Below are 15670 nucleotides of genomic sequence, written 5' to 3' on the forward strand. Positions count from 1 at the left end.
CCTCACCTCTCCCGGCGGCGCAGCAGGGCCAGGAACATCGCGTCCGTGCCGTGCCGGTGCGGCCAGAACTGGGCGTACGGCCCGCCGCCCAGCCCCTCGGCCTCCGGCAGGAACGTCCGCGCGTCCAGCGTCTCCAGGTCGCCCCTGCGCCGGACGACGTCGCCGACGACCACGACGGTCTCGGCCAGATGCGGGGAGCAGGTGACGTAGGCGACGACGCCGCCGGGGCGCACCGCGTCGGCGGCGGCGTCGAGCAGCCGCCGCTGCAGCGCGGTCAGCTCCGGCAGGGCCTCCGGGGCGCGCCGCCAGCGGGCCTCGGGGCGGCGGCGCAGCGCGCCCAGGCCGGTGCAGGGGGCGTCGAGCATGACCCGGTCGAACGCTCCCGGACGCCACGCCGACGCGGTGCCGTCGGCGACGATCACGCCGGCCTCGCGGGTGGCCTGCCGGACCAGCCTGGCCCGGTGGTACTGGACGTCGTTGGCGAGCAGGTGCGCGCCGCGGGCGGCGGCCAGGGCGTCGAGCAGGCCGGCCTTGCCGCCGGGGCCCGCGGCGAGGTCCAGCCACAGCCGGTCGGTCCCGGCGACGGGCACGCGGGTGAGGGCGAGGGCGACGAGCTGGCTCGCCTCGTCCTGCACCGCCGCCCGGGACTCGGCCACGGCGGGGATCGCCGCCGGGTCTCCGTCGGGCAGATAGGCCCCGTACGGGGAGAACCTGGCCGGTTCCGCGCCGGCGGCCACCAGCTCCTCGACGGTGGCGCGGCCGGGGCGGGCGACCAGGGTGACCCGGGGCCGCTCGTTGTCGGCGGCGAGCAGCGCGGCCGTCTCCGCCGCGTCGCCGCCGAGGGCGTCGCGCAACGCGGTGACGATCCAGCGGGGGTGGCTGCCGGTCACGGCGAGGTGCCCGATCGGGTCCTCGTCCGGGTCCGGGGCCACGATCGGGAGCCACTCCTCCAGAGTGCGGCTCGCGACGCGGCGCAGCACCGCGTTGGCGTATTTCGACGGGCCGACGCCGACGCGGCGGCGTACCAGCTCGACGGTGGCGCTGACGGCGGCGTGCACCGGGATGCGGGTGCGCAGAAGCTGGTGCACGCCCAGGCGGACGGCGTCGAGCAACGGCGGGTCGAGCTCTTCGGGGGCCCGGTCGCTGCACGCCGCGATGATCTCGTCGTAGGTGCCGAGGCCGCGCAGGGTGCCGTAGCCGAGCTCGGTGGCGAGGGCGGCGTCCCGGCCGGTCACGCCGCGCTCGCGCAGCAGGCGGGGCATGAGCAGGTTGGCGTAGGCGTCCCGCTCGTCCACGGCCCGCAGCAGGTCGAAGGCGGCGTTCCTGGCCTGGTCCCGCACCTTGCCCCGCGCCTTGTCCCGGGCAGGGTCCCGCGCGTCATTCCGGGCAGGGTCCCGCGCGTCGTCCCGCGCCGGGTCCCGGGTCGGCCTCGGCCGGTTCCCGGCCGGGCGGCGAGGCCGGGCGCGGCCCCCTCGCCGTTCCCCCATCACGTTCGCTCCATCGCTGGTCGTCGGGCGCTGATCGTCGCGCTGGTCGTCGGGCGCTCGTCAGGCGAGCCGGTCGCCGGGGGCGAGGCGGGCGCCGCGGGCCCACTCGACGGCGGTCATCGCGCGTTTGCCCTCGGGGCGGACGTCGCCGAGCCGTACCGGGGTGGTGGCGGTGCCGGCCAGCACCTCGTCTCTGGTGGCGGCGAGCTCGCCGGGCGCGAGCGAGGGCGCGTCGGGGACGGGCCCGACGGGGCCCAGCTTGAGCCGGGCGCCGCGGAATTCGGTCCACGCGCCCGGGGCGGGGGTGCAGGCGCGGATGAGGCGGTCCACGCGCAGGGCCGGGGCGGTCCAGTCGACGCGGGCGTCCTCCACGCCGATCTTCGGCGCGAACGAGACGCCCTCCGCTGGCTGCGGCCGGGCCTCCAGCTTGCCGTCCTCGATGCCGTCGAGGGTGGCGGCGAGCAGGCCCGCGCCGGACTCGGCCAAGCGGGCGAGCAGGTCGCCGCTGGTGTCGCCGGGCCGTACCTCCTCGGTGACCACGCCGAACACGGGACCGGCGTCGAGCTCCTTGACGATCCGGAACGTGGTCGCGCCGGTGATCTCGTCACCGTGCAGCACGGCGTGCTGCACCGGGGCCGCGCCGCGCCAGGCCGGCAGCAGGGAGAAGTGCAGGTTGATCCATCCGTGCGGGGGGATGTCGAGCGCCGCCTGCGGCAGCAGCGCCCCGTACGCCACGACCGGGCAGCAGTCCGGCCCGATCTCGCGCAGCCGCGCCAGGAACTCCGGATCGCCCGCTTTGACCGGCTTGAGCACGTCGATCCCGGCCTCGGCGGCGAGTTCGGCCACCGGGCTCGGGTGCACTTTGCGGCCCCGCCCCGACTGGGCGTCCGGCCGCGTCACCACGGCGACGACGTCGTGCCTCGGCGAGTCCAGCAGGACGCGCAGCGACGGCAGCGCGGTTTCCGGCGTTCCGGCGAAGACCAAACGCAAGGTTTCCCCATCGCCTCTCTGGTACGGGCCCGGGACACGCGGGCCGGATGATCCGCCGGCCGCGCCGCGCGGCCGGGGCGAAGCCGAAGGAAGGTTACAGGGCCTTGCCCTGGGTGGCGTGCGGCGAGAACTTGACGGTGGGCGGCTTCAGGCCGCTCCACTCCGCCTCGCGGATCGCCTTCATCGCCAGCTTGCGCTGCTTGGGGTCCATGCGGTCGATGAACAGCACCCCGTCGAGGTGGTCGGTCTCGTGCTGGAGGCAGCGGGCCATCAGGTCGGTGCCCTCCAGCGTGATCGGCTCGCCGTACATGGTGAAGCCCTTGGCCACCGCCCGCACCGCGCGCGGCGTCGGGAACGACAGGCCGGGGAAGGACAGGCAGCCCTCCTCGCCCTCCTCGTCCAGCTCGTCGGACAGGTCGAGGTCGGGATTGACCAGGTGCCCGACCTGCTCCTCGATGTAGTAGGTGAACACCCGCAGCCCGACCCCGATCTGCGGCGCGGCCAAGCCGGCCCCGGGCGCGTCCATCATCGTGTCGGTGAGGTCCTTGACAAGCTTGCGCAGCTCCTTGTCGAAGTCCACCACCGGCTCCGCTGGAGTGCGCAGCACCGGGTCGCCGAACAGGCGGATGGGCTGTATGGCCACGAAGGGGCTCCGTTCCTCTGCCTCGTGTGTGGGAGACCCCCAGTTTACGGCCCTGCCCGAGGGGTCAGCGCGAGCGCGCCTTCATGACCGCCTTGCGCGCCGCCTTGCCCACCGCCGGATCCGGATGGTGATGGCCGAGCAGGTCCAGCACGGCGAGCGTGTCCGGATGGTCGCACCCGGCCATGTCGTCGATGAGCCGCAGCAGGTCCTCGCCGCCCTCCAGCGCCTCGAACTCGTCCATCGCCTCGGGCACGTCGGCGATGTGCAGCAGGGTGGCGAGCGTGTCCACGGCGAGCCAGGTGCTGTCGGCGTCGGTGAGCGCGGGGGCGTCCAGGTCCCGTACGCCCAGCCACACGGCCGCGTGCCGCCACATCATCGGCTCGGAGAGTGCCTCGCGCACGGCGGGCTCGGCCTCCGGGCCGACCTCCTCCAGGATGGTGCCCACCACGCCGCGGCGACCGGCCGTGCCCGTCGCCGCCACCTTGATCAGCTCGCGGGCGGCGTCCTGCGGCGTACGGCGATCCACCCACAGCGCGGCGGCGCTGGAGGGCGCGTCGCCGCGCAGCATGGCGTCGATCAGCTCGGCGGCGGTCAGCTCGGCGAACCCGGCCACGTCGGACAGCAGCGGCGCGTCATGGCCCTCGCGCAGCAGGTCCTGGCGCACCGCCCAGACGCCGAGCGGGGTGAGCCGGACCGCGTCGGCGTGCCCCTCGTGCGGGCCCGCGGGCAGCCGCTCGAACAGGCCGCAGTACTCCAGCAGGTCGGCCGCGGCGGCGAGGTCGCCGGGCAGCCTGGAGCGCAGCTCGCGCATCTCCTCCGGCCGGGCCTCGCAGCCGATCTCGTGCGCCTGCAGCATGCCCTCGGCCAGGGCGGGGAGCGTGATGCCGTCGCTCATCGCGTACATGGTGGCGAGCATCTCGGTGAGGTGCTCGTCGACCACCGCCGAGCCGGTCAGCTCGTCGTCGGTGCGGTCCAGGACGTCCATCACGACGCCGTCCCAGAACTCCAGCACCTCCTCGGGGAAGCCGCGGCCGGGCGCGGCGCCCGAGCGGGTGATCTGCACCAGGCCGGTGTTCACCGCGACGATCCACAGCAGGCGCAGCCGCTCGGGGGCCACGCCCAGCTCGGCCACGGCGAGGGCGGCGTCCGCGGGCTGCAGGAAGCCGTCGACGGTCACCTCGCGGGAGCCGGTCCACTCCGCCAGCTTCCGCACGTCGCGCACGAGCGGCACCCGCGGCACCATCGCGGCCAGCTCGTCGTCGGGCAGCAGCTCGACCGGCGGGAAGCTCAGCACGTCGCCGCCGCAGTCGGAGCACTCACAGCCCTCATGATCGTCGGCGACCTCCTCGATCTGGTCGACCTGGTCGAGAAGCTCCTCCTCGAAGGGTCCTCCCGCGGAGGACGTGCCGCCCGGCGCCCCGGCCGGTCCGCGCAGCGCGCTGAGGTCGATGACGTTCCCCGTCTTCCCACTCTTGGCCATTCCCGCAACTTACTCCACACCGGCCCCAGGAGAGTACGGCTATCCGATGCCTCGAGATCGCGCCTTGAACGCGGCCTTGCGCGCGGCCTTCGCCGCGGAGGCGTCGGGGAGGGTACGTCCCAGCAGCTCAAGGACCTCGACCACGTCCGCGTGGTCGACCCGCCACATCTCCTCGATCATATGGGCGGGCGGGCCTGAGGCGGCCAGGTTCTGCGCGAAGTTCTCGGGGTCGTCCATCGCGCCCGGCAGCGCCAGGGCGAGCATGTCCACGCTCACCCACAGCGCCTCCTCCGGGGTCAGCGCCGGCGCGGGCAGGCCGCGCGCGGACAGCCAGTGGATGGCGTGCGGGCGCAGCTCGGGGTCGTCCAGGCGGGCGCGCAGCGCCTCCTCGGCCTCCTCGCCGAGCCGGTCCACGATCGAGATCGCGATACCGCGTACCACGGCGGGCGCGCCCGCCACCGCGGCGAGCAGCTCCCCCGCCGCCACCAGCGCCGTACGGCAGGCCAGCCACCCGTCGACGACGCGCTCGGCGGCCTCCTCCGGCACGCCGCCCATCAGCCAGGCGATCAGGCCCGGCGCGCTCGCCTCCGCCAGGTCGCCGTCCGGGTCGAAGTGGTGGTCGGCGCCCTCGTCGGCCCCCGCGACGTCCTCGGCGGGAGATCCGGCCGCCACGCCGCCGGGCGTGTTGTGGTCAGCGCCGGACAGTGAGATCGACAACTCGGCGGACTTCTCCAGCGAGTCGGCGTCGATGGCGCTGAAGATGCTCTTGGCCATGCCGTACCGGGTGGTGTCGGCGAGCGCCTCCGGCATCTCCGGCTCGATCTCGTCGAGCCGCGCGCGCATCGCCTCCGCCACGTCGGCCCCGACGTGCCCGCCGTCCTGCAGGAAGTCCACCAGCGACCGCGCCGCGGCCACGGTCTCGCCCGCGCTCTCCGGCGGTGTGATCACCTTGCGCGGGTAGATGTCGAGCAGCAGGCGCTCGAAGGTGTCGGGCGTGAAATCGCCCAGCGTCTTGACCTCAAGGTAGTCACTGGCGTAGTCGCACAGCAGCCGCATCTCGTCAAGATCTACGGCCACGCCGCGCGCCCGCCCCCAGTCGCGCATGTGCTCGACGGCCTGGTTCACCCATTCGATCGACACACGCAGAAACTAACGGCTTACTGACAGCACCGCGAATCGGCGAAACCAAACAGCGTCCATTCCTCCAGGTCACACGGCCGTTGGGCGTACCCGTGCGATGGCGGGCCCGGCCCCGGCCTTTCGGCCCGCAAACGAACGGATCCGCCATCCCGGCGGCGTCGGAGAGTCCTTAAGACCCCCGTGCGGATCTCACACCAGATCGAGGGGCTCCACGCGTACCTAGACACGGATCCGCCGTCCCGGCGGCGTCGGAGAGGACTTGAGACCCCTGTGCGGATCTCACACCAGATCGAGGGGGTCCATGCGTACCTAGACACGGATCCGCCGTCCCGGCGGCGTCGGAGAGGCATTGAGACCCCTGCGCGGATCTCACACCAGATCGAGGGGGTCCATGCGTACCTGGACCGGGTCGGGGGCCTTGCGGGCCGAGCGGACGCCGCAGGCGGCCTTGACCGCCTTGGACAGTTCGGCGCCCTGCCGCTGGGGGACACGGATCATGAGCCGCTCGCGGGGACGGTCGTCCCCGCCGTCCCCGCCATCCCGGCCGGGGTCGGCGGAGGCGGCGGCGCGGGGACGGTCGAGCGGGACCGGGCCGAGGAGCTGGGCGCCGGGCGGGAGCGTCAGCGTGGCGGCCATCTCGCGGACCGCCGCGGGCACGCCGGTGAGCGTGGCCATGCGCACGGCGGGTGGGAAGCCCAGCTCGGCGCGCTCGGCGAGCTCGCGGTCGGAGAACGTCACCGGGTCCCAGCGCAGCAGCGCCTGCACCGGTGCCAGGGCGGCGTCGGCGATCACCACGAGTTCGGCTCCGGGGCGCAGCAGGGCGGCGGCGTTCATCCAGCGGCGCAGCGTCTCCTCCGCCGCCCGCAAATCGGGCCGTCCCAGCAGGGCCCAGCCGTCCAGCAGCACCGCCGCCGCGTATCCCCCCTCCGGCACGGGCTCCGCGCCCGGCGTCGCGACGACCAGCGCGGCGCCGGGGCCGACGGTGGCCAGCACCCCGTCTCGCCCGGAGGTCTTCACGGGGACCGACGGGAACGCGCGGCCCAGTTCCTCCGCGGTGCGTCTGGCCCCCACGACCAGGGCGCGCACCCGGATCCCGCCGCACGAGGGGCACCGCCAGTTCCCGGCGACGCGCCCGCACCAGCGGCAGTACGGCATCGCGTGCCCACTGCGCAGCGCCAGCGGCCCCCCGCAGGCGGGTGCCCGCGTCGTCAGGCCGTATGGCGAGCCCAGGCCGTGCACGGGGCCCGCATTGTGTACCGAGTCCGAACCATGCACCGACCCCGAAGCGTGTATCGAGTCCGGACCATGCGCCGACCTCGGACCGTATACCGACCCCGGACCTGGCACCGAGCCCGGACCCGGCACGGGGCTTGGGCCGGGCGGCGCGGCCGGTCCACCCGGCGAGACCGGTCCCTGCGCGGCCGGGCCGTACGCGGCCGGGCTGTGCGCGCAGCGCGCCGGGGCCCGGCAGTTCTGGCAGGCCAGCGCGGGCAGGTAGCCGCGCCTGGGCACCTGGACGAGCACGGGGCCGCTCTCCAGCCCTTTCCTGAGCGCCCGCCACGCCACGCTGGGCAGCCGGGCGGCCCGCGCCGCCTCGTCGCGCGCCAGTTCGGCGTCGTCGCCCGCGGGCCGTACCCGGGGCGCGGCGGCCCGGACCGCCGTCCGATCAGGGACGATCGCCCGAGCCCAGCCGGTCGCGACCAGCCGCGCCGCCTCAGCCGTCCGCGCGTACCCGCCGATCAGCAGCGCCGCCCCCTCCCGGTGGGCCCGCAGCATCAGCACCTCCCGCGCGTGCGGATAGGGCGCACGCGGCTCGGAGTGCAGGTCGTCCCCGTCGTCCCAGATCACGGCGAGCCCGAGGCCCCGCACCGGCGCGAACATCGCCGCACGCGTCCCGACCACGGCCCGCACCCCGCCGCGCAGCACCCGCAGCCACCGCCGATACCGCTCGGCCGGTCCCAGGTCGGCGGTGAGCGCCACATGCGGCACGTCCCCCAGCGCCCGGTGCACCAGAGCGACGTCCTTGCCGTCGGGCACCACCACCAGCGCCCCCCGCCCGGCCTCGACCGCGACGCGCACCGCCGCCGCCACGCACCGCGCCCACCCCGGCCCCTCGCCCCCGGTCCCCGGCACGGCGCTCCAGACGGCCCTGGGAGCCCTTCCATCCGCGACCGCGGCCAGGAAGTAGGGTCCGGCCGGATAGTCCGCCCACTCCCCTGCCAGACGCTCCCAGGCCCCTTTCCCGCCCGGCCCCGCCCCGTCGGCCCTCACCTCGACGGCGCGCTGCCCCGCGGCGGCGGGCCGCACGTCCGCGACCGGCGCACCGGCCGCGCCGCTCACCGGCCCCACCCCGTCGGCCGTCACCTCGCTGACGCGCTGCCCCGCGGCGGCGGGCCGCATGTCCGCGACCGGCGCACCGGCCGCGCCGCTCACCGGCTCCACCCGCCCCGGCGCGTCGGCGCCCTCGCCAACGGTCCCGGGCCTCCCGCCGCTCGGTCCGCCGACCGGGCCGGTCGGCGGTTCCGGCGGGACCGGTTCGGCCTCCACGCGAGCGTGCCGGGGCGGTACGGCCAGACGCAGCACGTCCGACAGGGTCCCGGCGTACCGGTCGGCCACCGCCCGCGCCAGTCCGGCGATCTCCGGGGTCAGCACGGGCTCCGGCGACACCACCCGGTCCAGCCACATCAGCGTGCCGTCATGATCACTGGACTCGACGCGCTCCAGCAGGAACCCACCCACGAGCTTGCCCGCGAACCGAACCCGCACCCGGCATCCCGGCACGGCCTCGGCGTCCATGGTCGCCGGAATGAGATAGTCGAAGGCGCGATCCAGATGCGGCAGCGGGCTCTCCACCACGACCCGCGCGATTGGCGCCGACGCGGCGGCCTCTCCGCCGCTCCCGCCCCGGCCGGCCGCGACCTTCGGCACCCCCGGCAGAGGTATCTCCTCGGGGTGAGGTTTCACGCCAACCGTCCTACCAGACCCCGGCCCTGATCCCGGCATCGCGAACTCCGCCTCCGCCCCCGTCGCACCACGGCGACCCCTCAATCAGGGTTGCGTCACCCGGGCCGCCGTCGCCACGATATTCGCTCCACGGACCCGACCACCGCCGCCCGGCGGACCGCCCCCACCCTGCATCGGCACAAACCCACCCTCGCCACGCAAGCACCTCACTCGACCGGCCAGGGCCGCCCCCGGACCGCCGCCACCATCGCGCCGGGCTGGGGACCGGCGTTAAATCACTCCACAGACCCACCGCCGCACGGCAAGGACCGCCCCCACCACACCCGGCACAAGCCCGGCCTCGCCGCACAAGCACCTCACGCGACCGGCCAGGGCCGCCTCCGGACCGCCGCCACGATCGCGCCGGGCTGGAAGCGGTTAACCACTCCACAGACCCACCACCACCGCACGGCAAGGACCACCCCCACCACACACGGCACAACCCCGGCCTCGCCGCACAAGCACCTCACGCGACCGGCCAGGGCCGCCCCCGGACCGCCGCCACGATCGCGCCGGGCTGGAAGCGGTCCACCACTCCACAGACCCACCACCACCGCACGGCAACGACCACCCCCACCACACACGGCACAACCCCGGCCTCGCCGCACAAGCACGTCACGCGACCGGCCAGCGCCGCCTCGCACGGACCGCCGCCACGACAGTCACTCCACGGACCCGACCACCGCCGCACGGCGAGGGCCGCGTCCGCCACACATGGCGCAGATTCGGTCCCGCCGTGTGAGCGCGTGACGCGAGCCGCGACCGCCGGCGCGGCGCGTCCGGGATTCGGCCCAGGCCGGTGGCGTCGGCCCGAGGGGAGGCTGGGCCGGGTCGGGGTCAGTGGCCGCCGCTGCGTTCGAGGCGGAGGGCCAGGGCGGGGCACATGGCGATGGCCTTTTCGGCGTCGCGCTCCAGGCGGGCCGGGAGGGGGGTGTTGGGGATGACCGGGAAGCCGTGGATGTCGAGGGTCACGTGGCCGGGGAGCAGGCCGGCGCATAGGCCGTGGCCGTCGCAGCGGCTCCAGTCGACGACGAGGCGGCCGATGCCGGGCTGGCTCGACTCCTCCATCGGGACCGGCAGCATGCCCTGGACCTTGCGGCCGCAGGTGCCGTTGAGCACGTGCGCGTTGACGTCCTCGCTGAAGGCGTCCAGGGACGACAGCACGAACCTGGACAGGCCGTCGGGGTGGGAGCAGGCGCCTCGGCCCTTCACCGCGCCGGCGGCGCGGCGTACGGTCTCCAGGGTGATCGAGCCGCCGCGGCCCTCGGCCAGGGCCTCCATGGCCTCGGCGAGGACGGGCAGGCCGAGCGCGCACGGGCCGCACTGGCCCGCGGACTCGCCGGCCATGTAGCGGGTGACGCGGGCGGCCTCGCCGATCGGGCAGGTCGAGGAGCCGAGCGGGAGGATGATGCCGGCGCCGAGCTGGGTGCCGACCGGCTTCAGGCCGGCCCGCGACAGCTCCGCGCGCATGGCCGCCTCGCCGGAGATGAACTTGCCGTGGTAGCCGCCCACGACGACGCCGTCACCGGGGTCGGCGTCGCAGAGTTCGAGCACGACGCGCAGCGGGATGCCGGCGGGCGCCTCGACGACCGCCGGGGCCCTCGCCGAGCCCAGGACGGTGAGCAGGATCGTGCCGGGCTCGTCGGTGGTGCCCGCGGTGCGGTAGCCGTCGGCGCCGAGCGCCGCGAGCATGGCGAGCTGGGAGAAGGTCTCGGTGTTGGACAGCAGCGTGGGCACGCCCGCGACGCCGCTCTCGCTGGCGCGGACCTTGCGCCCCGGCGGGATCGGCTTGAGGCCGTTGATGCCGCGCACCAGCGCGCCGCCCTCGCCGCTGACGAACCGCTCGGGCAGCCGTACCACGCGGGCCAGCCCGGTCAGGCCCCGCTCCGCGATCGCGCTGTCCACCGACACCTGGGCCTCGGCGTCGGTGACCCCGACGACGACCTCGCGCGCCCGCAGCGCGGTGGCGGCGAGCACGGCGCCGTCGAGCATGAGGTGGGGCGCCCGGGTGAGCAGCACCTTGTCCTTGAAGCTGCCGGGTTCGCCCTCGGTGCCGTTCACGACGACGACGACCTCGCTGCGCTTCTGGTTCGCCGACTCGGCGACGGCCATGATCTTTCTGGCGAAGGGGAATCCCGCGCCGCCGCGGCCGCGCAGGTCGCCCGCCTCGGCCAGCATGATCAGCTCGCCGAGGGACAGCAGGGGGATCTCGCCGTGCAACGCGCGGTGGGAGGGCCAGTCGAGGCGGCGTACGCGGTCCAGCCCTGCGGTCAGCCAGGCGGGTCCAATGTTGCGCACCTCGGGTAGGCCGGATCTCATGTCGAACGCACCTCTCGACGGGCGGGTGTTGAGAACTGCTCGCTCATGGCGATCGTCACGGGGTCGTACGGGCCCACCCGCCGTACGTGACCGACCCCGGACCCGAGAACCCCGCGAACACCCCGTCGACTTCCCTGATCAATCGCATCACCTGGTTCCATCGGTCCGCGGTACCGTGCCGATTCGTTGGAGCGGTGCTGCGCCCGGGCCCAGCCTTTCGCTGCATACCGGGCGCGCATCGTCCAAAAGGTAACCCCTCTCCCTGTCTCATGAGTAACTTTTTCACCAAATGAGCAGAGGTTGTCCGGGACGGAAGTCACCCGCAGCTCACCAGGGGATCCGGGGACGGCCGCCGACGGCCGGCGTCCGGACCGGCCGGTCGCGTCGCCCTCCGGCGGAGCTCCGCTGGAGGGCGGCGCCGCCTCGGGTCGCTCAGCCGGGGTGCTCACCCGTATCGGAGCCGAGCGCGACCTCTCGCTCACCCGGCCGGCTGCGGGTCCTCGGACGGGTCCTCGGCATCCTCCGCGACCGCCGCCCACGCATGACCGAGCTTGCCGCGTTCCTTGGGGTTCCTCGGGGTTCCTTCGGGGTTCCTCGGCGTTCCTCGGCTTGGAGAATCGACCCTGTCCGGTCTGATCGACCGTGCCGAACGCCGAGGGCTGGTGGCCAGGGGGCCAGAACCCCCAGGACCGCCGCGCCGTTGATGGGTTCCTCACCCGCGTCGGCCTGGAACCGGCGGAGCAGGCAGGTGTACGGCGAGGTCCGGCGCGCCCCGGCGCCCGCGATGGACCGGCTCGACCCCGGGAGCGCGACCGGCTCGTCCAGTTGCCGCACACCGTCCTGCACTCCCCAGCTGAGCCCGTCCCTTCCCAACGGTTCGCCCTGGGACCAGCGCTGGATCCGGGGTGATGGCGTTCGTCAGGCGGAGACGGCCTCTGCGGTGATCAGGACTTCCACTCGCCGGTCATCTCGACGTAGTTCTCGCCACGGACCTTCTTGCCCATGTAATCACCGGTGAACGCGGCCGTGGCCTCCAGGTAGCCGCTTCCGTCGGGAGTCCCGATCTCCTGGTCCGGGTCCCCGGTGATCCGCACGTCGAGCTCGGAGCGCAGGGCGGGGATACGGATGCGCCAACGGGTGGGATACACCTGGCCGGTGGCCGGGCTCGTCCACTTCCTGGTGGCGCCCTGCGCGAGGGGCTCGACGTCGACCACGTGGTAGGACCCGTCGGGATGCAGGACCGTCGCCCAGCTGTCCTTGGTCTTGGCGCCGACCGTGTCCCAGATGGCGACCTTGTCGCCGTTGGGCATGTCGAGGTTCATCCACGTCCACCGGACCAGGGACGTCGGCATCTCACCCCATTGCCTGTCCAGCCAGGAGGTGCCCGTGACCTTGTGCTTGGTGCCGTTGACGACGAGAGTTCCGGACGTCCGCATCTGCGGGAGCGCGAACTCGTAGTTCGGCACGCCATCGGCCAGGTTGAACAGGCCGGTCGACGCGTAGTTCATGGCGGGGCCGGTGGGTACCAGTTCGACGTCGAGGGATCCCCAGGGCGTCTCGACCTGCACCGACTGGCGGACCGAGTCCCCCGTCCAGGTCAGCCCCGGCGCCTTGATGTCGAGCTTGCCCTTGCTCCACCGATAGTCCTCCGGCTTGACCGGTGCGTCGTAGTCCTTGTACCAGCCGGTGGTCTTGTTCCTCACCGCGAACGTCCAGCGGTACGCACCCTCGCCTCTGGCCGGGAGGACGCGCGTGTGGACCTGAAGACCGAACTCCTGACCGTTGGCCTTGAGCGCACTGGTGAAGTAGATCGAGTCGAACCAGGTCGGCTGGGGTCCGGGTGCGTGCCCTCCGAGGTCGGCCGCGGGATCGACCAGGCCCGGGATCCCCGAGGTGGCGGAGCGGGCGCCCGGTGCCGCGGACGGGACGGACGCCTGTGCCGAAGAGCCGACGAACGTGCCGAACGCGACGACCGATGCCGCGGTGACCAGGGTTGCCGCTCGGCGCTTGATCCGGATTGCGGGCATGAGAACTCCTCCTGAAGGTCAGGGAGTGGACGAGAACGTCTTTCGCCAACGCCGAACGGCAGCACGATCGATCACTACGCACCGCCCTGGGCGGGCATTGGCTTGTATTACCAACCATACATTGTTGGTAATACAAATCAAGTCGAATGCCCGAGGACGGTGATCGGCGCGGTGCCGGCTTCGCCTCCCTCCCCGGTGACCAAGCGGTCAGGACGGCCGACCGCACGACAAAGGCCCGGCATGGTACGGGTGGGGGGCCGGTTCGCGTGTGCACGACAATCCATGTGCGAATCCAGGCGCGCGTCTCGCCGTGCGCCTGGGCGTACGGGAAGCCGAATGCGGCGAGCGCGGGGCCGCGCCACAGCCCGAGCGCCTCCTCCAGCAGGGCCAGGCGGTCGCCGGCGGCGACGCCGCGCTCGGCGGCGCGGGCGATCAGAGCGCCGAAGCGCGTCGCGTCCACGGCGTCGGGCGGCAGGTCGAGGAGGTAGCCGGGCGGGCGGGTGAGCACGCCGTCCGCGCCCAGCGCCTGGCGCAGGCGGGCCATGTAGGTCTGCAGGGCGTTGCGGGCGTCGCGGGGCGGTTCGTCGCCGAACACCTTCGCCAGTCCGCCGCAGGAACGGCATGGCATGGTCGTCTCGTCGCGCTGCCGTGCCCTTGCCGATTGAGGCGCGGCGGTGACTTCCGCGTGTCGGTCGAGCCGAAGACCGACCAGGTGAAGGGCGGTCGCCAGGGTCCCCATCGACGCCGATGCGCGGCACGCCCGGCGGCATGCGGCACGGACGGCCTCGCCCCGGGCGAGCGGCGGTTTGCGGCTCAGGCGACACGAACCGGCCGCCGGAGGGAGGAAATCGTCGCTTACGGGCCGACCCAGATGGGAAACCCCCGCCGAGCCCACCGAAGCGTCATCGGCCGGACCCCGGCGTCGGGAAGCGGTCGGCTGCGCCGAGGGCACGTGGACCGGGCCAAGCGGGCTGCGGCCCCGTTCATTCGCCCGGCGGCCGGTCGGCGGTCCGAGCCGCCGCCATCCATACATCCGACGGGTCGGGGGCGGGATGCCCACATCAGGGCGGGTCGCGATACCCGCTGGACGTGGGTGCAAGGGGACCGGCCCGGGACGGGCCGGTCCGGTTGGCCGGAGAGGCGTCGTTCAGAGGCCCGCGGCCTGCTTCAACGCTTCGGCGCGGTCGGTGCGCTCCCAGGAGAAGTTGGGCTCCTCGCGGCCGAAGTGGCCGTAGGCGGCCGTCTGGGAGTAGATGGGGCGCAGCAGGTCGAGGTCGCGGATGATCGCGGCGGGGCGCAGGTCGAAGGTGGCGAGCACCGCGTCCTGGATGCGGTCGACGTCGATCTTCTCGGTGCCGAAGCACTCCACGAACAGGCCCACCGGCTTCGCCTTGCCGATGGCGTAGGCGACCTGGACCTCGCAGCGGTCGGCGAGGCCGGCGGCGACCACGTTCTTGGCCACCCAGCGCATCGCGTACGCGGCCGAGCGGTCCACCTTGGAGGGGTCCTTGCCGGAGAAGGCGCCGCCGCCGTGCCGGGCCATGCCGCCGTAGGTGTCAATGATGATCTTGCGGCCGGTGAGGCCCGCGTCGCCCATCGGGCCGCCGATCTCGAAGCGGCCGGTGGGGTTGACCAGCAGCCGGTAGTTCGACACGTCGAGGTCGAGGTCGGCGAGCAGCGGCTCGACGACGTGCTCGCGGATGTCCGGGGTGAGCATCTCCCGCAGGTCGATCTCCGGGGCGTGCTGCGTGGAGACCACCACGGTGTCGAGGCGGACCGGGCGGTCCCCGTCGTACTCGATCGTGACCTGGGTCTTGCCGTCCGGACGCAGGTAGGGGATGTTGCCGGTCTTACGGGCCTCGGACAGCCGGCGCGCCATGCGGTGCGCGAGCATGATCGGCAGCGGCATCAGCTCGGGGGTCTCCCGGCACGCGTACCCGAACATGAGGCCCTGGTCGCCGGCGCCCTGGCGGTCGAGCTCGTCGGCCCCCTCGCCCTCGCGGTGCTCGTAGGCGTCGTCCACGCCCTGGGCGATGTCCGGCGACTGGGCGCCGATGGACACCGACACGCCGCACGAGGCCCCGTCGAAGCCCTTGTGGGAGGCGTCGTAGCCGATCTCCAGGATCTTCTCCCGGATGACGCCGGGAATGTCGACGTACGTCTCCGTGGTCACCTCGCCCGCGACGTGGACCTGACCCGTGGTGATCATCGTCTCGACGGCGACCCGGCTCTTCGGGTCGTCCTTCAGCATGGCGTCGAGAATCGCGTCGCTGATCTGGTCGGCGATCTTGTCCGGGTGGCCTTCGGTCACCGACTCGGATGTGAACAGGCGGCGGGACAACTCAGTGGCTCCTCATGCAGCGGCTGCTGACGGATAGGGGGGCGTGCTGGCGCCGGTCGGCGGGCGAGTCGCCTGTCCGGGCGGGATTCACCGCCATTCCGCAGCGACCGTGCCCGGCTCGGCTGCCTCGTCCCGCGCTCATGGCGCTTCGCCGAGTCTAGCCTCACGTCCCGGCGCGCAGCGAAACAGCCACAATGAGAACCGTCTCAATTTCGGCTCACCGGGCCGGTAAACGATCGG

The 15670-nt window shown here is 73.7% G+C and carries 9 protein-coding genes; all 9 read right to left on the bottom strand.

What is annotated here, in order from left to right; genetic code table 11:
* Window positions 1–2 precede the first annotated feature (2 nt).
* The 9 genes from AB0K60_RS09715 to metK all read right to left on the bottom strand — a co-directional run bounded on the left by AB0K60_RS09715 (window position 3) and on the right by metK (window position 15430).
* A complete protein-coding gene (locus AB0K60_RS09715) occupies window positions 3–1487 on the bottom strand; it encodes a transcription antitermination factor NusB (protein ID WP_364050696.1) in 1485 nt (494 codons plus the stop codon).
* A gap of 60 nt (window positions 1488–1547) precedes the next feature.
* The gene (gene fmt, locus AB0K60_RS09720; protein ID WP_364050699.1) at window positions 1548–2477 is read right to left on the bottom strand and encodes a methionyl-tRNA formyltransferase; all 930 of its coding nucleotides are present in this window, start codon (window positions 2475–2477) and stop codon (window positions 1548–1550) included.
* 94 nt (window positions 2478–2571) lie between these two features.
* Window positions 2572–3120 (bottom strand): peptide deformylase, encoded by a 549-nt coding sequence (def, locus tag AB0K60_RS09725; RefSeq protein ID WP_364050702.1) that lies wholly within the window; start codon window positions 3118–3120, stop codon window positions 2572–2574.
* 64 nt (window positions 3121–3184) lie between these two features.
* Window positions 3185–4600 carry a hypothetical protein gene (locus AB0K60_RS09730; protein WP_364050705.1) on the bottom strand — a complete coding sequence of 472 codons (1416 nt, stop codon included), beginning with the start codon at window positions 4598–4600 and terminating at the stop codon, window positions 3185–3187.
* 39 nt (window positions 4601–4639) lie between these two features.
* Window positions 4640–5740: a hypothetical protein gene (locus AB0K60_RS09735; RefSeq protein ID WP_364050707.1), complete on the bottom strand. Its 1101-nt coding sequence runs from the start codon at window positions 5738–5740 to the stop codon at window positions 4640–4642.
* A 369-nt stretch (window positions 5741–6109) separates the two neighbouring features.
* On the bottom strand, window positions 6110–8668 hold the full coding sequence (locus AB0K60_RS09740) for a primosomal protein N' (RefSeq protein WP_364052075.1): 2559 nt from the start codon (window positions 8666–8668) through the stop codon (window positions 6110–6112).
* 912 nt (window positions 8669–9580) lie between these two features.
* Window positions 9581–11062: an NADH-ubiquinone oxidoreductase-F iron-sulfur binding region domain-containing protein gene (locus AB0K60_RS09745; protein ID WP_364050709.1), complete on the bottom strand. Its 1482-nt coding sequence runs from the start codon at window positions 11060–11062 to the stop codon at window positions 9581–9583.
* Window positions 11063–12006: 944 nt separating this feature from the next.
* Window positions 12007–13089 (bottom strand): lipocalin family protein, encoded by a 1083-nt coding sequence (locus AB0K60_RS09750; protein ID WP_364050712.1) that lies wholly within the window; start codon window positions 13087–13089, stop codon window positions 12007–12009.
* Between the two features lie 1147 nt (window positions 13090–14236).
* Window positions 14237–15430: a methionine adenosyltransferase gene (gene metK / locus AB0K60_RS09755; RefSeq protein WP_364050715.1), complete on the bottom strand. Its 1194-nt coding sequence runs from the start codon at window positions 15428–15430 to the stop codon at window positions 14237–14239.
* Between the last annotated feature and the right edge of the window lie 240 nt (window positions 15431–15670).

This window comes from Thermopolyspora sp. NPDC052614 (assembly GCF_040678635.1).
GTDB lineage: Bacteria > Actinomycetota > Actinomycetes > Streptosporangiales > Streptosporangiaceae > Thermopolyspora.

Excerpts from the sequence above, each read along its gene's own strand:
- AB0K60_RS09715 (WP_364050696.1), bottom strand. The coding sequence starts at position 1,487 with ATGGGGGAACGGCGAGGGGGCCGCGCCCGGCCTCGCCGCCCGGCCGGG.
- AB0K60_RS09730 (WP_364050705.1), bottom strand. The coding sequence starts at position 4,600 with ATGGCCAAGAGTGGGAAGACGGGGAACGTCATCGACCTCAGCGCGCTG.
- AB0K60_RS09745 (WP_364050709.1), bottom strand. The coding sequence starts at position 11,062 with ATGAGATCCGGCCTACCCGAGGTGCGCAACATTGGACCCGCCTGGCTG.
- AB0K60_RS09750 (WP_364050712.1), bottom strand. The coding sequence starts at position 13,089 with ATGCCCGCAATCCGGATCAAGCGCCGAGCGGCAACCCTGGTCACCGCG.